Annotated in this window: 17 protein-coding genes; 4 read left to right on the top strand and 13 right to left on the bottom strand. The window is 73.9% G+C overall.

Annotation, left to right across the window (positions count from 1 at the left end; translation table 11 throughout):
* Window positions 1-49 precede the first annotated feature (49 nt).
* The 4 genes from AB0924_RS15495 to AB0924_RS15480 all read right to left on the bottom strand — a co-directional run bounded on the left by AB0924_RS15495 (window position 50) and on the right by AB0924_RS15480 (window position 4736).
* The gene (locus tag AB0924_RS15495; protein ID WP_366911641.1) at window positions 50-1882 is read right to left on the bottom strand and encodes a GMC family oxidoreductase; all 1833 of its coding nucleotides are present in this window, start codon (window positions 1880-1882) and stop codon (window positions 50-52) included.
* The gene (locus tag AB0924_RS15490; RefSeq protein WP_366911640.1) at window positions 1879-3306 is read right to left on the bottom strand and encodes a hypothetical protein; all 1428 of its coding nucleotides are present in this window, start codon (window positions 3304-3306) and stop codon (window positions 1879-1881) included. The genes AB0924_RS15495 and AB0924_RS15490 overlap by 4 nt, the downstream gene beginning before the upstream one ends.
* The gene (locus AB0924_RS15485) at window positions 3303-3989 is read right to left on the bottom strand and encodes a GntR family transcriptional regulator (protein ID WP_366911639.1); all 687 of its coding nucleotides are present in this window, start codon (window positions 3987-3989) and stop codon (window positions 3303-3305) included. The genes AB0924_RS15490 and AB0924_RS15485 overlap by 4 nt, the downstream gene beginning before the upstream one ends.
* Before the next feature lie 132 nt (window positions 3990-4121).
* A complete protein-coding gene (locus AB0924_RS15480; protein ID WP_366911706.1) occupies window positions 4122-4736 on the bottom strand; it encodes a TetR family transcriptional regulator in 615 nt (204 codons plus the stop codon).
* A gap of 73 nt (window positions 4737-4809) precedes the next feature.
* Between AB0924_RS15480 and AB0924_RS15475 the strand changes: the two genes are divergently transcribed.
* Window positions 4810-5601 (top strand): SDR family NAD(P)-dependent oxidoreductase, encoded by a 792-nt coding sequence (locus AB0924_RS15475; RefSeq protein ID WP_358934054.1) that lies wholly within the window; start codon window positions 4810-4812, stop codon window positions 5599-5601.
* Between the two features lie 44 nt (window positions 5602-5645).
* On the opposite strand, the gene glpK is transcribed toward AB0924_RS15475, so the two are convergent.
* Together glpK and AB0924_RS15465 are read right to left on the bottom strand one after the other, a co-directional pair.
* Entirely contained in the window at window positions 5646-7160 is a 1515-nt protein-coding gene (gene glpK, locus AB0924_RS15470) for a glycerol kinase GlpK (protein ID WP_366911638.1), read from the bottom strand.
* Between the two features lie 45 nt (window positions 7161-7205).
* On the bottom strand, window positions 7206-7973 hold the full coding sequence (locus tag AB0924_RS15465) for an IclR family transcriptional regulator (protein WP_366911637.1): 768 nt from the start codon (window positions 7971-7973) through the stop codon (window positions 7206-7208).
* Window positions 7974-8174: 201 nt separating this feature from the next.
* Here AB0924_RS15465 and AB0924_RS15460 point away from each other — a divergent pair, with 201 nt between their 5' ends.
* Window positions 8175-8591: an ATP-binding protein gene (locus AB0924_RS15460; protein ID WP_358934048.1), complete on the top strand. Its 417-nt coding sequence runs from the start codon at window positions 8175-8177 to the stop codon at window positions 8589-8591.
* Window positions 8592-8642: 51 nt separating this feature from the next.
* On the opposite strand, the gene AB0924_RS15455 is transcribed toward AB0924_RS15460, so the two are convergent.
* The 4 genes from AB0924_RS15455 to AB0924_RS15440 all read right to left on the bottom strand — a co-directional run bounded on the left by AB0924_RS15455 (window position 8643) and on the right by AB0924_RS15440 (window position 12951).
* Window positions 8643-9755 (bottom strand): PP2C family protein-serine/threonine phosphatase, encoded by a 1113-nt coding sequence (locus AB0924_RS15455; RefSeq protein ID WP_366911705.1) that lies wholly within the window; start codon window positions 9753-9755, stop codon window positions 8643-8645.
* 257 nt (window positions 9756-10012) lie between these two features.
* Window positions 10013-10771, bottom strand: coding sequence for an IclR family transcriptional regulator C-terminal domain-containing protein (locus AB0924_RS15450; protein WP_366911636.1), 759 nt, complete (start codon window positions 10769-10771; stop codon window positions 10013-10015).
* Between the two features lie 96 nt (window positions 10772-10867).
* The gene (locus tag AB0924_RS15445) at window positions 10868-11689 is read right to left on the bottom strand and encodes a transferase (RefSeq protein WP_358934044.1); all 822 of its coding nucleotides are present in this window, start codon (window positions 11687-11689) and stop codon (window positions 10868-10870) included.
* The gene (locus AB0924_RS15440) at window positions 11686-12951 is read right to left on the bottom strand and encodes a glycosyltransferase family 4 protein (RefSeq protein WP_358934042.1); all 1266 of its coding nucleotides are present in this window, start codon (window positions 12949-12951) and stop codon (window positions 11686-11688) included. The genes AB0924_RS15445 and AB0924_RS15440 overlap by 4 nt, the downstream gene beginning before the upstream one ends.
* A 192-nt stretch (window positions 12952-13143) precedes the next feature.
* On the opposite strand from AB0924_RS15440, the gene AB0924_RS15435 reads away from it, so the two are divergent.
* Complete coding sequence (locus AB0924_RS15435; RefSeq protein WP_366911635.1) at window positions 13144-14295, top strand: PP2C family protein-serine/threonine phosphatase; 1152 nt, start codon at window positions 13144-13146, stop codon at window positions 14293-14295.
* A 16-nt stretch (window positions 14296-14311) separates the two neighbouring features.
* Here AB0924_RS15435 and AB0924_RS15430 read toward each other — a convergent pair whose 3' ends face one another.
* Together AB0924_RS15430 and AB0924_RS15425 are read right to left on the bottom strand one after the other, a co-directional pair.
* A complete protein-coding gene (locus tag AB0924_RS15430; protein WP_358934038.1) occupies window positions 14312-15115 on the bottom strand; it encodes a maleylpyruvate isomerase family mycothiol-dependent enzyme in 804 nt (267 codons plus the stop codon).
* A gap of 97 nt (window positions 15116-15212) precedes the next feature.
* Window positions 15213-16085: an SGNH/GDSL hydrolase family protein gene (locus AB0924_RS15425; RefSeq protein WP_358934147.1), complete on the bottom strand. Its 873-nt coding sequence runs from the start codon at window positions 16083-16085 to the stop codon at window positions 15213-15215.
* A gap of 349 nt (window positions 16086-16434) precedes the next feature.
* On the opposite strand from AB0924_RS15425, the gene AB0924_RS15420 reads away from it, so the two are divergent.
* Window positions 16435-16989: a TetR family transcriptional regulator gene (locus AB0924_RS15420; protein WP_358934036.1), complete on the top strand. Its 555-nt coding sequence runs from the start codon at window positions 16435-16437 to the stop codon at window positions 16987-16989.
* On the opposite strand, the gene AB0924_RS15415 is transcribed toward AB0924_RS15420, so the two are convergent.
* A complete protein-coding gene (locus AB0924_RS15415; RefSeq protein ID WP_366911634.1) occupies window positions 16940-17515 on the bottom strand; it encodes a DUF6174 domain-containing protein in 576 nt (191 codons plus the stop codon). The two genes, AB0924_RS15420 and AB0924_RS15415, sit on opposite strands and share 50 nt — an antisense overlap.
* Window positions 17516-17584 lie beyond the last annotated feature (69 nt).

Raw genomic sequence — 17584 nt, 5'->3', positions numbered from 1 at the left:
CTGACGACCCTCGGTACCCCGGGCAACCACCGGGCCCGCGAGTCGCCCCTCAGGCGTCCGTGTGCGCCTCCGTGACCGCCAGGGCCGCCGCCATGACGCTCAGCTGGGGGTTCACCCGCGGACAGGTCGGCAGCACCGAGGCGTCGGCGACCAGGACGCCGCGCACTCCGCGGAGCCGGCCGCGCGGGTCCGCCGGGAAGAGCCGGGGATCCGCGCCCGCCGCGACCGTGCCGGTGGGGTGGTACGCCGACAGGTGGAGCTGCCGCGCCGTCGTACGGGCCAGCACGGCGTCCAGTTCGGCGAGCCCGTGGACGCGCGGTGTGCCCGGAATGCCGGTGAGCACCTCCTCGGCGCCCGCCGCGAACAGCAGCTCCCCCATGGCCCGCACGGCCCGCGTCAGCCGGCCGGCGTCGCGGGGGTCCAGGTCGTAGCGGAGCAGGGTGCGGTCCCGGCCGAGGACCCGGCCGGAGGGGCGGTCGGCGATCATCGCGCCGAGCGTGGCGAGCCGGTCGGCGCCCTCCAGTTCGCGGCGCAGCCCGCCGCCCAGCCCGGGGAGGACGAAGGAGCCCATGCCGGGCGGGGTGGCGGTGGCCTCGATGAGGATGCCGTCGGCGTGGTGCTCCTCCACGCCGACGCTCTGCAGCACGCCCTCCCACGCGGTGACCGGTTCGGCGAAGCGTCCCGCGAGGCTCGTGGCCGGGTGGACGCTGAGGTTGCGGCCGAGGCGGGGGTGCCGGCCGAGTCCGGAGCGGCGCAGCAGCGGCGGGGACTGGAGCGCGCCGGCCGCCACGACGACCAGCGGCGCGAGGATCTCGAACGCGCGGTCCGCCCGGCGCACGCGGACGCCGGCCGCGCGCGGTCCGCCGGGGCGGTCGGGGTCGACGAGGACGCGTTCGACGCGGGCGCCGGTGACGATCCGGGCCCCGGCGGCGCAGGCGTCGGGCAGCACGGAGAGCTGCACGCTCTGTTTGGCGCCGGTCGGGCAGCCGACCACGCACTGGCAGGAGCCCCGGCAGCCGGGCGCGTTTCGGCGCAACGGCGCTGCCCGCCAGCCGAGTTCACGGGCACCGGCGAGCGTGAGACGGCCGTTGTTCCCGAGCACCCCGGTCGGCTGGACGGCCACCCTCAGGGCACGCTCGGCTTCGTCCAGGTGCCTGCCGAAGCCGTCGGCGAGCGTGAAGCCCAGGTCCTGGCTCCAGTGGACGAGGACGCGGTCCGGAGTGCGGTAGCAGGTGCCGGAGTTGACGACCGTGGTGCCGCCGACGGCGCGGCCCACCGGCAGCAGCAGCGGGGGGCGGCCCACGGCGACGGTCGCTCCGCCGTCCCGGTAGAGCCGGGTGAAGCGGTCGAGGGGCGCGCTCCTGCCGAAGGACTCGGTGGAGTGGTGTTCGCCTTCCTCCAGGACGACGACGTCGAGCCCGGCCCGCGCCAGGGTCCGTGCGGCCATCGCCCCGCCCGCGCCGGAGCCGACGACCACGGCGTCGGCACGGGACCGGGCGGGCCAGTCGGCCGCGGGCGTCAGGTCGAGCGGCGGGTCCTCGCGGGCGGGGCCGCGCGGCGCGGGGCCGGCCTGGAGCATCCGCTCGGTTCCGGCCGCCAGGAGCACGGGCACCTTGAGGACGTCCAGGAGTGGCAGGAGGGCGGGCCGGGCGCCCAGTTCGTCGAGGACGGACTGCCTCTCGGGTGCGCCGAGCGTGTCCAGGGTGCGCCCGGTGCGCGCCAGGGCGTAGGCGTCGACGGCGCTCGCGGCCGCCCGCAGTCCGGCCCGGGCGGGCAGCGGCATCGCCGAGAGGACCGTGCGGAGTCTGCCGGGGACGCGCCGGGGCCAGTCGGCGGTGCCGTCGTCGGCGATGAGGGCGGACACCACACCGGTGAGGCTCATCGGGTGCCCACCTCGGCGTGGGCCGTGCCGTCGAGCGTCCACTCGGCCTCGGTGCGCCAGCCGCCGAACCACCACCGCTCCAGCAGTACGTGCGCGTCGGCGCGTTCGCTGTTGCGGCAGGTCGCGTGCCGGCCGTCGGGGTCGGTGTAGTCGAGCGCCAGGGTGCGGTCAGGGGGCTGGGTGACCTCGACCCGGATGCGGCGCGGGCCGCTGCGGCCGGTGACGGTCCAGGTGGGCAGGGCGAGGCCGGCCCGGAACCGGCCGGCTCCGGCCCAGCCGACGGCCGGCCGTTCGGGGCGGCGGGGCCAGGTACGGCCGGAGCGGCGCAGCCGCAGGAAGACCAGCGGCTCGAGCCTGCGCAGGCCCGGGCGTGTGGAGACGGCGGCGACGATCTCCAGGACGTCCCCGTCCCCGAGGTCGGCGTGCAGCCAGGCCCAGCGGCGGGCGTTGCCGTGACCGTAGATCCGGGCGGAGGCGCCGGGGGCAGCGGTGAGGCCGAGTGTCGTGCCGTCGTGGGTGAAGGTGCCGTCGTAGGCGGCGCGGGCGGCGGGGAGCATCTGCGCGGCCGGCAGCAGGGGCCGGCGCCAGGACCAGCGCGGAAAGGTGAACAGCGGCTCGTCCGTGGGGCGTTCGGTGAGGTCCCAGCGCAGGGCTCCGTCCTCGGCGGTACCGGTCAGGCGCCCCGGTGCGGCCGTGACCCCGGCGGCGTGGAAGCCGGACGTTCCCGGTGTCCACTCCGCGGGGCCGAAGCGGGCGTGCCGCACGGGGCCGTCCTTGGGAAACACCGCGGCCCAGCCGTGCGCGTACGGCCGGGATCCGTCGGCGGGCGCGGTCAGTTCGTGGTGCAGCCACAGTCCGCTGCCACTGTCCGGGTCGGTGAGGGTGGTGTACCAGACCTCGGTACGGCCGGGCTCGCCGCGCCAGCGGGGCGCGAGGAAGGCACCGGGGTCCTCGGGCCGGGGAAAGCGGAAACTCGCCAGGAACGGCAGGAGCCCGGTGCCGAGCGGGAAGCGGAGCGTGCCGGTGCCGATCGGCCTTCCGTCTTCGAGGAGGGTGTACGGCAGTACGGTCATCGAGGCCACGGGCCTCAGCGCGGTGACCGACTTCCAGCCGTCGAGGGTGAGTCGGCGGCCGCCGGCGCTGAACGCGAGGCGGTAGTGGATGCGGCGGCGGGCGACCGGCGAGATATCCAGCTCGCCCTTGGCGCCCGGATCGTCGGCCCAGCCGGCCACCCGTATCCGTCCGGTGGCGCGGGCCTCGGTCGTACCGAGGGGTCGCGGCAGGCGGTCGGCGCGGACTGCCAGGTCGAGGCGGACCCGGCGGGTGCGGTCCTCGCCGTCGAGCCGCACGGTGCCGAGCATCGTCTCGGCGAAGGCGGTGCCGCGGGCGGGCACGCCGGAGCGGCCGCGGTTGCCCTTGCTCATGCGAGGCCCTCCAGCATGATCCGTTCGGTCGCCGTCAGATACCGCTCGGCCGCACCGCGGGCACCGGCCCGGTCACCGGCCACGACCGCCTCGACCACCGGAGCCAGGCGCTCGCGGGCCACCCGGGCGTCGGTGAACGGGCCGCTGAGCGCGGCGCGGACCGGCAGGTAGGCGTTGAAGAGGGTGTTGGTCAGCAGGACGTAGACGCGGTTGCCGGTGGCGCGGGCGAGGGCCCGGTGGACCTCGATGTCCGCGAGCTGTACGGCGTCGGTGTCCGCCGCCTCCCCCACCGCCGCGAGCAGGTCGCGCAGCTCGGCCCGCTGCCGGCCGACGGACCGGGCGGCGGCCCGCTCGGCGATCAACGCCCCGATGCCGCGCCGCACTTCGAAGACCTCGCGGATCCAGTCGGGGCTGTGCCGGACGAGCATCGGCAGCAGGTCGGCGCCGCCGAGGCGCAGGTAGTCCCGCACCCGGGTGCCGACGCCGTGCCGGGTCTCCAGCAGTCCGGCCTGGGTCAGGCGTCCAAAGGCGTGCTTGAGGGTGGTGCGGGTGACGCCGTAGCCGTCGGCGAGGGTGCGTTCGGGCGGCAGGTAACTGCCCGCCGGATGGCGCCCGGTGAGGATGTCCTCCCGCAGCCGGCCCTCCAGCACGTCGACGATGGTCTCCCGGGGCAGTGCCTCCACGCGTCCTCCCAGTGGCTCAGTGGATGAGCCACTCAACCAACGCGGACGCGCGGCGTCAATGACGGCGGCACGATGGGGCTGGATTCCGGACGTCCCTCAACTCGCCGCTCACGAACGGAACGTGGCGGTCCGTCAGGCCGTGCGGTCGCGTTCGGCCGACGGTCCGACAGCCCCGCGTACGAGGAGGAGCAGGGCGTCGGCGAGGTCGTCCGCGGGGCCGCCGGTGGCCAGGCGGCGCAGTTGGAGGCCCATCACCAGGGCGACGGTGGTGGCCGCCAGGCGGTCGGCGTCCGGGACGCCCAGCGCGGTGAGGATCTGGGTGGCGAGCCGGTCGTAGGCGCGGAACGCCTCCGCCGCCGACTCCCGGAGCCGTTCGTCGCGCCCGGCGTGCAGGTACAGCTCGAACGGTGCGAGATGGGCGCTGTCGAGCGCCGCGCCGCAGGCCACCTGGCCGGCGAGGGAGGCCGCGTCCGCGATGTCGAGGCCGTCCGTCTGGCACTGGTCGGCCAGCTCGGTGAAGTGCCGCGCCTCCTCGCGGACGAAGTACAGCAGGCTCTCCCGCAGCAGATCGTGCTGGGTCTCGAAGTGGTACGTGACCGAGCCGAGCGAGACTCCCGCCTCCTTGGCGATCCGCCGGTTGGTCACGGCCGCGACGCCGTCCTCGCCGATGATCCGCAGGACGGCGGTGATGATGCGCTGGCGCGTCGGGGCGGAGGCTGAGGGAGCGTCGTTCGGCATGCCCCGCATTGTTCCACCGGTGGACACGACCTCGACTCCTGCCTATTGTTCGTTCGAACGAACAAGACACTGGAGGATGGCCGTGCGCATTGCTGGGGCAACTGTTCTGCTGACCGGGGTCACGGGCGGGATCGGCGGCTCGCTCGCCGCGGAGCTGTCCGCGCGCGGCGCGCGGCTCGTCCTCACCGGCCGGCGGCGCGAGGCGCTGGAACCCCTGGCGGAGCGGTACGGCGCGCGCATGATCCTGGCCGACCTCGGCGACGCCGACGACGTGGCGCGCCTCGCCGGGGAGGCCGCCGGGACGGACATCCTGCTCGCCAACGCGGCGCTGCCCTCCAGCGGCGACCTGCTCGACTACACGCCGGACCAGATCGACCGGGCGCTCGCGGTGAACCTGCGCGCGCCCGCGATGCTCGCCCGGCTGCTCGCCCCCGCCATGGTGGCCGGCGGGCGCGGCCACATCTGCTTCGTCGGCTCGCTGTCGGGGGTGGCGGCGACCAGGTCGTCGTCGCTGTACAACGCCACGAAGTTCGGGCTGCGCGGCTTCTCCCTCGCCCTGCGCCAGGACCTGCACGGCACGGGCGTGGGCGTCTCGATCGTGCAGCCCGGTTTCGTCCGTGAGCTGGGGATGTTCGCCGCCACGGGCTCGCCCACGCCGGGCGGTGTCCGCACGGTGGCGCCGGGGCAGGTCGTCCGGGGCGTGGTCCGGGCGATCGAACGCGATGTCGCGGAGATCAACGTGGCACCGCTCGAACTGCGTCTCCTCACGAAGGTCGCGTCGCAGTTCCCGGGGTTCGCGGAGCGGGTGCAGCGGCTGGCGGGGGCGGAGCGGGCGTTGGACACGATCGTGACGGCGCAGCGCGCGAGCCGCTGAACCGGGACCGCGCGGCGGGGCGCGGGGACCGCAGTGGCCCGGGTTCATGAGGGGCGGGGTGGCTTGACCCAGCCCAGGGAGCGTTCGACGGCCCGCTGCCAGTCCTCGTACTCGGCGTCGCGCAGGGCGGGATCCATGTCGGGCAGCCACTGGGCGGCCCGGTGCCAGTTGCGGCGCAGGACCTCCAGGTCCGGCCAGTAGCCGGCGGCGAGTCCGGCGGCGTAGGCGGCGCCGAGGGAGACCGTCTCGGCGACCATGGGCCGGACCACCGGGACGTCGAGCACGTCGGCGACGAACTGCATCAGCAGGTTGTTGGCGGTCATGCCGCCGTCCACCTTCAGTTCCCGCAGCGGCACCGAGGAGTCGGCGTTCATGGCGTCGACGACCTCCCGGGTCTGCCAGCCGGTGGCCTCCAGGACGGCCCGGGCCAGATGGCCGCTGGTGATGTAGGAGGTGAGGCCGACGATGACCCCGCGCGCGTCGCTGCGCCAGCGGGGTGCGAACAGGCCCGAGAAGGCGGGAACGATGTAGCAGCCCCCGTTGTCCTCCACCGTCCGCGCCAGGGTCTCGATCTCCGGCGCGCTGTTGATCAGCCGCAGCCGGTCGCGGAACCACTGGACCAGGGAGCCGGTGACGGCGATCGAACCCTCCAGGGCGTAGACCGGCGGCCGGTCGCCGATCTGGTAGGCGACGGTGGTGAGGAGGCCGTGCCGGGACCGTACGAGCTCGGTGCCGGTGTTGAGCAGCAGGAAGCTGCCCGTCCCGTAGGTGCACTTGGCCTCGCCCGGGGAGAAGCAGGTCTGGCCGAACAGGGCGGCCTGCTGGTCGCCGAGGGCGGCCGTGATCCACACCCCGGGCAGCAGGGCGCGGGACTCGGCGTACGGCGCGGCGGAGGACCTGATCTCCGGCAGCATCGCACAGGGCACTCCGAAGAACGCCAGGAGTTCCTCGTCCCAGGTGAGGGTGCGGATGTTCATGAGCATGGTGCGGCTGGCGTTGGTGGCGTCGGTGATGTGCAGTCCGCCGTCGGTGCCCCCGGTGAGGTTCCAGATCAGCCAGCTCTCCATCGTGCCGAACAGCACCTCGCCGTCCCTGGCGCGCTGCTCCAGTCCCTTGACGTGGTCGAAGAGCCAGCGCAGGCGCAGGGCCGAGAAGTAGGTGGAGGGCGGCAGGCCGCACCGGTCCAGGAAGAACTCCCTGCCGGGGTCACGTCCGAGGGCCTCGACGAGCGGCTCGGTTCGGGTGTCCTGCCAGACGATCGCCCGGTCCACCGGGGCACCGGTGCGCCGGTCCCAGAGCACGGTCGTCTCCCGCTGGTTGGCCATGCCCATGGCGGCTATCTGGGCCGGATCGATTCCGGCGCCGGTCAGGGCCTCGGGCACGACGCGCCGCAGGTTCTGCCATATCTCGACGGCGTCGTGCTCCACCCATCCTGGCTTCGGGAAGTGCTGCTCGTGCTCCCGCTGTGCCACGGCCACCAGACGTCCCCCGTGGTCGAACAGGATGCAGCGGGTGGAATTGGTGCCCTGATCGATGGACATCACATACCGGTCAACCATGATCGGGTTCACCTTCCGATGCGTCGCGTCGGGGGCGGGAGGGGCCTACCAGCGGGCCGCGCCCAGGTCTCGGGAGATGGCCCGTGCTGCCTCCCGGATCAGGGTGATCAGGTTCGGCCGTGGTTGGTCATGGTTGTCGCAGATCCTCTCGACCGGCCCGGACAGCCCGATGGCGCCGACCACGAGACCGCCGTGTCCCCGGATCGGCACGGAGATGCCGGCCTCGCCCATGCTCATCTCCTGGATCTCGGCGGCCCATCCGTGGTCGCGCACCTCGGCCAGCGCGCGACTGAGCCGGTCGGGGCTGACCAGGGTGTGCCGGGTGTACGTCTCCAGACCGGATTCCAGTGCCTGCTCGAAGGGCGCCGTGCCGAAGGCCAGCAGGACCTTGCCCAGGGACGAAGCGTGCAGCGGCAGCAGCGAGCCCACGTCCAGGGTCTGGAGGGAGTCGTCGGGCCGGAACACATGGTGGACGACCAGGACCTTGCCCTCCAGCGGTGTGCCCAGGCGCACCGCCTCCCCGCTGCGGGCGGCCAGCGCGTCGGCCCAGTTGATGGAGCGCGACCGCAGTTCGTTGACGTCGAGATAGCTGGTGCCGAGGTGCAGCAGGGCGGCCCCGAGCTGGTACTTGCCGGTCGCCGCGTCCTGTTCGACGAAGTCCACGTGCTGCAGGGTGCGCAGGATGCCGTGGGCGGTTCCCTTCGCCAGCCCGAGCGAGGCGGCCACCTCGCCGAGCCCGAGTCGTCGGGGCCCGCCGGCGAGCAGGCGCAGAATCGCCGCCGCCCGTTCGATCGACTGGACCGGACCGGCCATGAAGCGAGCCTATTACCGTCGCGGGAGATTCGCTTCGCGTGCGTGGGGACCGTACGGTAACCCCGCTCGGACGGGAGCGTTCGACAATGCCGACCTCTGTTCATTGACCGGCCCGCCGACCCTCCATAGCGTGCCTACATAGCCCTGCACATGGCGGGGCCGGGCGCCTGGCCCGCAGCGCTTCACCCCCAGGAGACCAACATGGCGGTACAGCTCAATACGCTGGCGCGGCAGACCCGCGAACAGGTCTTCGTGTTGCCGCCCTTCGCCGGGGCCGTCTCGGTCGTACGCCGGCGGGTGGCCGCGATCCTCGCGGACTGGGAGGTGTCCCCGGCGGTCGTCGAGGACGCCCTGCTGGTGGTGTCGGAGCTGCTGACCAACGCGATCGTGCACGCCCTGCCGCCGGCGGTGCTGCGGCTCTCGTGCGACGGGCCCGGGGTACTGCGGGTGGAGGTCACCGACGCGGGGCCGGCCCGGCCGGCGGGGCAGTCGCCCACGTGGACCGACCCGGACGAACACGGGCGGGGCGAGGACATCGTGCACGCTCTGGCCGACCGGCACGGCATCCACCTCCATCCCGGCGGGTGCACGCGCTGGGCCGACCTCGTGGCGGCCTGACCACGCTTCCAGCGGCCGCCGTCGGCCGCTGCCACGGCATGACCACCCCTCTCAGCGGCTGCCGCCACGGCAGGTGACGGCCACCGGCCGCGCGCCGGAGCGCACCGGCATGGCTTCGCGCTCCGCGTCGGGCGCACGGCCCGCCTCCTCCGGCTCGCCCCCGGCCGGCTCCTCGACGGACTGACGCAGGAGCAGCAGCGCCGCGTCGTCGTGCAGCCGTCCGCCCACGTGGGCCAGGAGATCGGCGTGGACCGCGGAGAGGGTGCGGGCCGGATCGTCGGACACGTGGCGCGCCACGCCTTCGGCCAGCGGGTAGAACTCACGCGCCTGATCGCGGGCCTCGGTGACCCCGTCGGTGTAGAGCAGCAGCTGGTCGCCATCCGAGAAGGGCAGCAGGTACAGCTCCGGGTGTTCACCGGACAGCGCGCGCAGCCCGAGGGGCGGGGCGGGCCGAACGGGCTCCACCGGCTCCACTTCCCCTGCCGCGGATATCAGCAGCGGAGGCGCGTGCCCGCAGTTGACCACTTCCAGCTCCCCCGGCCGCGGGCAGCCCACGACCACGGCGGTGACGAAGTCGTCCGGCCCGAGGTTGCGGGCCAGGCTCCGCTCGATCCTGCCGACGACGGCCAGCAGGTCGGGCTCGTCGTAGGCGGCCTCACGGAAGACACCGAGGACGAGCGCGGCGGTGCTCACCGCCGGCAGCCCCTTGCCGCGCACGTCGCCGACGATCAGCCGGACCCCGTGCGGGGTGGGCACCAGCGCGTAGAGGTCCCCGCCGATACGGGCCTCCGCCGCGGCGGCGCTGTAGCGGACCGCCACCTGGAACCGGCCCACGGTCTCCGGGACCGGCTTGAGCAGGGCGTGCTGGGCGGCCTCGGCGACCGAGCGGACCGCCGCGAGCACCCGCTCCCGCCGGCCGCGCAGCTCGCTGGCCAGGGTGCTCGCCGCGGTGACCGCGAGCACGGAGCACAGCACTGCCGCCGGCTCGCGCCCCGGCACGGTGAAGACCGTGCTGAGGGCCGCGCACAGCGCCGCGGCCAGCAGACCGACGCACAGGACACCGCGCGGTCCGTTGGTGGTGGCCGCGAGCGCGGGCCCCGCCGCCAGCATGGGCAGCCAGGGCAGGCCCGCCCCGGTCAGCAGGTCGACGAGCACCACGACCATGACGATCACCACCGGAAGCGCGGCGGCGGCCTGTGCGGCGGCGCGCCGTGGCACCGACGCGCCGGGGCCCGCCGCCCTGAGCAGTCGTGCCGTCCAGTGCTCGCCACCGTGGTCCCGGCGCCGGCTCGAGTTCTCTCCGGTGTCGCTCACCTGTCGCGCTGTCCCTCACCTGTCCGGGGTGCTCCCCTGCCGTGCCCCTTGCCTGTTCCCGCATTCAAGGAAAAGGGCTCGGCGGGACGGCTTCAAGGCGCGGGTTTTCAGATAGTGAGCGAGAGGCTTCTGGTCACGCGGCTGGCGGCCGGCATCAGCCGGGCCCCGATCTCCGGCAGCCGGGAGAGCCGCTCCGCCGGCACGGAGACACCGAGGGCGCCCAGGGTGTCCCCGCTGTACACGGGCACGGCGACGCACACGGTGCCGAGCGAGTACTCCTCGACGTCCGTGACGGCCGGGGCCAGCGGGGCGGAGTCGAGCCGTCTGAGCAGTTCGGTCAGGCTGGTGACGGTCCGTGGGGTGAGGTCGGCGAGGTGGTGCCGGGAGAGGTAGTCGCGGCGGGAGCCGTCGTCCAGTTCGCGCAGTACGGACTTGCCAAGGGCGGTGGCGTGTCCCGCGTCCTCGAAGCCCACCCACAGATCGGCCCGGGGCGCGCGGGGGCCGTCGACGATCTCGGCGACCCTGATCTCGCCGTCCTCGTAGAAGGTCAGGTAGGCGGCGCCGGCGAGCTCGTCGCGCAGCGCGGCGAGGGTCGGCCGGACCCGGTTGAGCAGGACCTGCGCGCGGCTGGTGGCGTGCAGCGTCTGGAGCCTGTCGCCCAGGACGAAGCCGCCGTCGTCGAGCTTGCGCAGATACCCGTCGTGCACCAGCGTCCGCAGCAGGTGGTAAGCGGTGGCGAGCGGAAGCTCGGTCTCCCGGGCCAACTGCTTGGCGGGCGCGCCGTTCTCGTGCGCGCTGACCGCCTCCATCAGCCGGAAGGCGCGCTGGACGGACGTGATCAGCGTGGGGCTGCCGTGCGCGCGCATAGCAACAGCGTGCGCCGGGCGCCCGGCGGGGGCAAGACACCGGGCCGGGGCGCGCCGCGCGAGCCCCGGCCCGTGTCCCTGCCGGACGCCGGACGGTCAGCCCGCTGCCACCCGGATGGAGAGGTCGTTGTCGAGCGTGTAATAGGGCCGCAGCACGGCGCCGGCCGCGCGCGCGGCCGGGTGGACGAACGACGTCTTGCGGTCCGCCACGTCGTCCAGGAGCCTGGCGACCCGGATCGGGGACGCGTCCGCGGCGGGGTGGACGAAGACGTCCCAGATGCCGCCCTCGGCGGCGGTGCCGGCGGCCAGGTGCTCGTGGTCGACGGTGAACCGGAATCCTCGGTGGTCGCCGTCGGTCACCGGCCGCAGTTCGAGCTCGGCGGAGTCGTCGCCCCGCATCCGCAGGCGGACGAGGGCGCCGTCCTCGAACGTGGCGCCGTGCAGCCGGGCGGTGACCGTCGTGGACCGGTCGCCGGTGTCGATCCGGCCGGCCTCCGCGTGGGCCGTGCGCAGCCAGGCCCGTACAGCGAGATAGCCCTCCTTGGTCACGTACGGGATCCGCACCGCCACCGGGGACGGCCGGTCCCTGAGATGTCCGTCGACGAGGGCCCGCAGGTCGCGCAGACCGGGCCGGAGCCGCACGGGCGCCGTGTCGTCGGGTCCGTTCAGCAGGAACACGTCCCAGCGGCCCTCTTCGAGGGCGGGCAGCGGTTCCAGGACGGCACGCGCCGGCCCGTCCCCCACCGCTTCCAGAGGAACGATTCGGCGGGCGGTGACGGGGTCGCCCTTCTTGGGCCGCAGCCGCAGCAGCAGGTGCGGCCGGGTGGCCACCACGGGCGTGGGCAGTTCGAGGGTGATGCGGCCCTCGGCGTCCACGACGCAGTACACGCGCGCTCCGGCGCCGCTTTCCGTGGTCACCGCTGCCCCCTGCGCAGAGTCCTCAGCACCCGCCCGGTGGCGGTGTGCGCGATGTCGCGGGCCGCGAACCCGTGGCTCACCAGGTTCTGCCGCACATCTCGTGGCGTCCCCATGGCGCTCCGCCCCGCGGACCGGACCGCGATGGCCTCCTCCAGCAGGCGCTCCACCTGTGCCATCACGCTCCGGGGAGCGAAGCGGCGGGCGTTCTCGGCGGCCGCCCGTCCCATGGCCCGGCGGCGCTCGTCGTCACGGACCAGCTCCAGCAGCGCCGATCCCAGCCGGTCCCGGTCCCCGACCGGCACCAGCCGGCCGTCGACCCCGTCCTCGATGATCTCGGCGGGACCGTAGGGGCAGTCGGTGCTCACGACCGGCAGACCGCAGCGCATGGCCTCGACGATGGTCATGCCGAACGGTTCGAAGGAAGAGGTGGACACGCCGATGGACGCCTTCACCCACTCCGCCTCCATGGGCGAGGCCGGGCCCATCAGGAAGGCGTTGTTGCTCAGCCCGAGCCGCTCGATGCGGGCCCGCAGCGCGTCCCGCTGCTCGCCCGCTCCGTAGATGCGCAACTGCCAGTCGGGGTATTCGCAGGCGACCCGGGCGAACGCCTGGATGAGCAGGTCGTAGCGTTTCACCGGGACGAGCCGGCCGGCCGCCACGATCATCTTCGCGTGGCCGTCGGCGGGCGGCAGCACCGGATCGGGGACGCTGTTCGGCAGGGCCTCGACGCGGACGCCGGGCAGGTGCATCCTGCGCCGGTAGTCGCGGGCGTCCGCCTCCGTGACCGTGGTGAGGACGTCGAGACGCCGGTAGGCCCGGCGCAGCGCGGTACGCAGCGGCGCCGGGTGGTTGTCCAGCGTGAGGTGCTCCTGGCCGACGCGCAGTACCCGCTCGGGGGCCTGGAGCGCGAGGTGCACATTGAGTCCCGGCCGGGTGCCGATGACCACGTCGGCGTCGGTGGCCGCGAGGCACGCGGCGATCCGCTCGTCGGTCAGCCGGCTGTACTGCCGGTAGCGGTACTCGGCGGAGGGGAACACCTTCGCCGGTGTCCGGTGCGACGCGTGGTCCTTCTCCTGCCGCAGGTCGACCAGCGGCCGCAGACTCACCCGCGGGTCGGGGGTGATCCGGGGGCGCTCGCGGTGCCGTAACACGGAGACGATCTCCACGTCGTGCCGCTCGGCCAGTGCCTGGGCCAGATTGAACGTCGTGGTGATCGTCCCTCCGATGCCGTAGGCGTTGTGGAGCAGGAAAGAGATCTTCATGCCGGTGCAGACCCCGTCAACTCTCCTCCAGTTGTGCGCTGTTACCAGTTCGTGTCTCCGGGCGCGAGGCCGCCGCGGCCGCCGGCGGCGGTGGAACATGCCGCTGGGTGGAGCAATCACCGGTGCGCCGGGGCCCGGCGCACCAGGCTGGGTACCGTCGGGATCGTGCGACGGGAGTGGCGAGTGCGAGGGGTGAAGCACGGACGTACCGGTCACGGGCCGGTGGACGGCACGGTCTCGCGGATCGGATTACCGGCGGCCCCGGCCTGGATGCGCTGGCTGCCGGTCATGTTCGTGGCGGCCGTGCTGCTGCTCGAACCCGTCACCCCCGTGCAGTGGCCGGTGAGTTTCGTGCTGATCGCGCTGCCGCTGGTGACCGCGTTCGCCCACCGGCCCGTCGTCGTGGTCGCCGCCGCCGCGTTCGCGGTGTTCCTCGAAGGGGTGCTGGCCGGCACCCCGTGCTGCGCCGGCCGGCAGGTGGGCTACCTGTGGGAGCGCCACTACGTGGCCGCGTACGTGTGCACCGCCCTGGTCGGCGCCCTCGGCACGATCCTGGCCGCGCACCGCATCCGCCGCGAGCGCACCCTGGCGGACGTGCGCTTCGTGGCCGACATCGCGCAGCGGGTCCTGCTCCGGCCGGTGCCGCACCGGATCGGCAACCTCCGTCTGGAGAGCCTGTACCTCTCGGCGGCGGCGGAGGCCCGCATCGGCGGCGACCTGTACGAGGCCGTGCCCACCCGGTTCGGCGTCCGGCTGCTCATCGGCGACGTCCGCGGCAAGGGGCTGCTCGCGGTGGAGACCGCGGCCGCCCTGCTCGGCGCGTTCCGTGAGGCCGCGCACGACGAGCCCGATCTGGCCGCGCTCGCCGACCGGGTGGAGACGAGCATGAGCCGCAGGGCGGCGCAGCTCGGCGGGAACGAGGCGGGCGAGCGGTTCGTCACGGCCGTGTTCGCCGAGATCCCCGGCGAGGGCCGGGTCGTCCGCGTCGTCAACTGCGGCCACCCGCCCCCGCTCCTCATCCTTCCCGGGGAGGTGCGCGAGCTGGACCGGGGGCGGTCGGCGCCGCCGCTGAACCTCGGCGTACTGGTCGGGGACGTATATCACGTGGACGCCTATCCGTTCCGGCCCGGGGACCAGCTCCTGCTGTACACGGACGGTGTCACCGAGACACGGGACGCGGACGGCTGCTTCTACCCGCTGACGGAGCGCCTGCGCCAGTGGGGTCCGCTGCCGCCCCGGGAACTGCTGGACCGGCTCCACCACGACCTGCTGGCCCACGGCGACAACCGGCTGCAGGACGACACCGCGGCACTGGCCGCCTGTCTGCTCACCGGCGAGACGTAGGAACCGGCGCCCGTGGTCAGAAGGCCGTGTGGGCGAACCAGTGGTCGAGGGCCGCCGCCTCACCCGACACGTCGAAGACGGGGTCCTGGTGGGTCCTGCGGCCGTAGAGCAGGAGAAGCAGGTCCGCCGCCGGCCCGCGTACCGCCGCGGTGCACGGTCCGGGGAGCGCGCCGCCGTCCTGCGCGGGCGGCAGCGAACAGAATCCGTCCGGGTCCAGCCGCACCCTCCACTCCTCTCCGGTGTCCGCGCATCGGAACGCGATGGTCTCGCCGTTGCCGCGCAGCTCACGCACGCCGGGGGCGAAGAGGCCCGCGTGGGGCAGGTTGACGAGGAACTCGTCCACCCCGTCCGCCGCCAGCGCGCTGTCGATCTCCGGCTCCAGGCCGGCGGCGCGTTCCGCGTCCACCCGGTGCACGAGTGTCTCGAAGAGCATGCGGCGGACCCAGAACCGCGCGTGCTGGTCCTCGCCCCAGGCCCACATCGGCGCCCCGGGGTCGGTGTCCCGCAGCACGGCCGCCACCGCGGGCACCCCGGCCGCCACCCAGCCGGGGTACGCGGCGGCGCTGTCCGGCAGCCCCAGCTCCACGTCGCGGGAGCGGGGCGGCTCCTGCACCAGCCGGGTCAGCAGCGTGCAGAACCAGCGCTGCAGCGCACCCACGTGCCGGGTGAGGTCGGCCAGGGTCCACTCGGGGCACGAGGGCACCGCGCTCGTGGGGTCGGCGCCGGCGGCCACCTCGGTGAAGCGGAGCGTCTCGCGTGCGACCGCTTCACGGTAGGTGTCGTACGGCAGCGGGTGCCCTGCCCTGCTCGTCGTGTCCATCGGCTGCGCCCGTCCTCGTCCCTGGTGCGGATCTCCGTCGCGCTCAGTGTGGACGCTGGAGTCCGCTCGAAGGCAAGCCGGGCCGGCCGGCGGTCGGTCAGCCGAGTCCGAGGACGGTCATGGTGCGCTCGGCCATGCGCTGTTCTCCCAGGGCGTTGGGGTGCACGGGGACGATGTTCTGCCCGAACAGCAGCGGTTCGATCCAGCGGGTGCCGGCGGCCTGGCAGGCGTCGTGGCCGACGGACGCCTGCGCGAAGTCCACGTACGTCGCCCCGGTCTCCTCGGCGGCGCGCCGGACGACGGCGTTGAGGTGTCCCTGCATGGCGTGCAGGTAGGGGACGTCGCCGGAGGCGATCGGCAGCCTGGCGAAGCAGGACGGGTCGGCGGTGGCGGGCGTGATCCACGGGTAGCCGAGCACCGCCACGCGGGCCCCCGGCGCCTTGGCCCGGACGCTTCCGAGGGCCTTCTTCAGGGCGGGGTAGGTGTTCGCGTCGATGGCGTCGTCGAAGGAGGTCCCGTACCTGTCCTTGCAGGGGCTGCCCTTGCCGCCGCTGAGGACGCCTGCGGTGCCGCAGGACAGGATGGCGTTGATGAAGGTGCCGTTGTCGTTGCCGCCGATCGTCAGGGTCACCAGGTCGGTGTCCGCCGTGACCGCGTTGACCTGCGGCGCGACGCCGGGGTACTGGGACGCGGTGAAGTCCTTGGTCTGGGCGGCGCCGCAGGTGACGTCAGCCAGGCGGGCGCCGGTACGGGACGCGAGGACGTGCGGGTAGTTGGCCGTGGAGCGCAGGCAGAGCGGGCTGGAGAGGTCGACGGGGAGGACGCCCGAGGCGGCGCTGTAACTGTCGCCGAGGGCCGCGTAGTTCAGCGGCGTGGCGGCCTGGGCGGTGGTACCGGTGAGGCCGAGCGCCAGCGCACCGGCGGCGGCTGCTGTCGCGGTCATGACACGACGGAATGCGGGCATGGGTATCTGCTCTCTCTTCTCGGTGGGGCGCGTGGGGAGCACGCGGGCACGGCGGTGCACGCGGACCTGGTGCGCGAGAACGGGGCGGCTCGAGCAGGGGGAGTCACGGCCGGCGGAGCGTGGGCGGGAAGGCGCACGCCGACGGCCGTGAAGGACCGGCACGGGATTACCGGACGGTTCTACTGCTAGGTAATGTGCTGGCGGCCCGGCGGCGCGTCAACAATGTTGACCGAACTTCTTGAAACGCTCACGTATCCCGATCTTCCCGTCGGTCAGCGGCCGGTTCACGCCCTGTTCGCGGAGCGGTCGAGGAGAACCCGCGAAGCCGGGCGGGCACCCGCATAGGCTGTGCCGCATGCTGCAGACCGGTTCCGGTTCCACCACCCGTGACGCCATCCACGAGGCCGCCGCCCGGCTGTTCCGGGATCGGGGGTTCGCCAGGACCACCGTCCGCCGGATCGCCGCGGCCGCCGGGACCGATCCGGCGCTGGTGATCCGTCACTTCAAGAGCAAGGAGATGCTGTTCCTGGAGACGATGCACCTGGCGATCGACAACGAGCCCCTGTTCGACGTACCGCTGGAGCGACTGGGTGAGCGGCTGGCCGAACTCCTCCTCGACCTCGACGGCACCGCACGGGGGATCTTCCTGGCCCTGGTGCACGGCAGCGGCGAACCGCAGATCCTCGACCGGCTGCGCGAGACCCACGAGAAGGTGCTCATCGCACCACTGCGCGACCGGCTGCGCGGACCCGACGCCGACCTGCGCGCCCGGCTCGCCGCGTCGATGTCCGGCGGCCTGCTCTACGGCCTGTGGGTGGCCCGGGACGAGGGCCTGCTCGGCACCGACCGCGAGGAACTCATCACGCGCTACGGCGCGCTCCTCCAGGAAGTCCTGACCCCGCGCGCGTGACGGGCTCCCCCGCACGCGTCTGCCCCGCGCCCGGTGCCCGACCGGCGCCGGGCCGGCTCCCCCCGGGCGTGTAGTCGCTTATCTCGTAACGGACTTCGTCGTCGACCGCGGTCGCCGACCAGTCCACGGTGATGCGGCGGGGGTACCCGGCGGAGGCGTACTGCGCGTCGGCCCGGTCCGCGCCCTCGCGCCGCGCCCGCTCCAGTTCCCGCACCAGCGTCCCGATGGTGGGCACGATCGTGGGCGAGCGCCGGACCACGGCCCGGCTCTCCGCGTCCAGACCGGCCGCGCGCACCACCTTCCCCGCCCGCACACTCACCCGGAACGAGCCGATCAGTGCCCGCTCCCCGCCGGTCGAGCGCAGGGTGTACGTGTAGGCGGACGGCTCCCGCCAGGCGGTGCCGGCGCTCCGCGCCGGCTGGGTGGACACGGCCGGTCCCTGGCAGGCGGCGGCCGCGCAGACCAGACCCGCGATCACCGCGAGGTGCGGCAGCGGGGAGCGGGATACGGAACGTACGCGTGTCATGGGGCGCCTCTCGGCTCGGCCGGCTGTCTCTCCTTCGACGCCGGCGGCCGGCCGGACGTTCACCGGAGG

This window comes from Streptomyces sp. NPDC047869 (assembly GCF_040704065.1).
Classification (GTDB): domain Bacteria; phylum Actinomycetota; class Actinomycetes; order Streptomycetales; family Streptomycetaceae; genus Streptomyces.
This window is presented reverse-complemented; position numbering and strand designations above follow the sequence as displayed.

Excerpts from the sequence above, each read along its gene's own strand:
- AB0924_RS15430 (WP_358934038.1), bottom strand. The coding sequence starts at position 15,115 with ATGGACACGACGAGCAGGGCAGGGCACCCGCTGCCGTACGACACCTAC.
- AB0924_RS15440 (WP_358934042.1), bottom strand. The coding sequence starts at position 12,951 with ATGAAGATCTCTTTCCTGCTCCACAACGCCTACGGCATCGGAGGGACG.
- AB0924_RS15495 (WP_366911641.1), bottom strand. The coding sequence starts at position 1,882 with ATGAGCCTCACCGGTGTGGTGTCCGCCCTCATCGCCGACGACGGCACC.
- AB0924_RS15420 (WP_358934036.1), top strand. The coding sequence starts at position 16,435 with ATGCTGCAGACCGGTTCCGGTTCCACCACCCGTGACGCCATCCACGAG.
- AB0924_RS15415 (WP_366911634.1), bottom strand. The coding sequence starts at position 17,515 with ATGACACGCGTACGTTCCGTATCCCGCTCCCCGCTGCCGCACCTCGCG.
- AB0924_RS15455 (WP_366911705.1), bottom strand. The coding sequence starts at position 9,755 with ATGGTCGTGGTGCTCGTCGACCTGCTGACCGGGGCGGGCCTGCCCTGG.
- AB0924_RS15450 (WP_366911636.1), bottom strand. The coding sequence starts at position 10,771 with ATGCGCGCGCACGGCAGCCCCACGCTGATCACGTCCGTCCAGCGCGCC.
- AB0924_RS15465 (WP_366911637.1), bottom strand. The coding sequence starts at position 7,973 with ATGGCCGGTCCGGTCCAGTCGATCGAACGGGCGGCGGCGATTCTGCGC.
- AB0924_RS15460 (WP_358934048.1), top strand. The coding sequence starts at position 8,175 with ATGGCGGTACAGCTCAATACGCTGGCGCGGCAGACCCGCGAACAGGTC.
- glpK (WP_366911638.1), bottom strand. The coding sequence starts at position 7,160 with ATGGTTGACCGGTATGTGATGTCCATCGATCAGGGCACCAATTCCACC.
- AB0924_RS15490 (WP_366911640.1), bottom strand. The coding sequence starts at position 3,306 with ATGAGCAAGGGCAACCGCGGCCGCTCCGGCGTGCCCGCCCGCGGCACC.
- AB0924_RS15480 (WP_366911706.1), bottom strand. The coding sequence starts at position 4,736 with ATGCGGGGCATGCCGAACGACGCTCCCTCAGCCTCCGCCCCGACGCGC.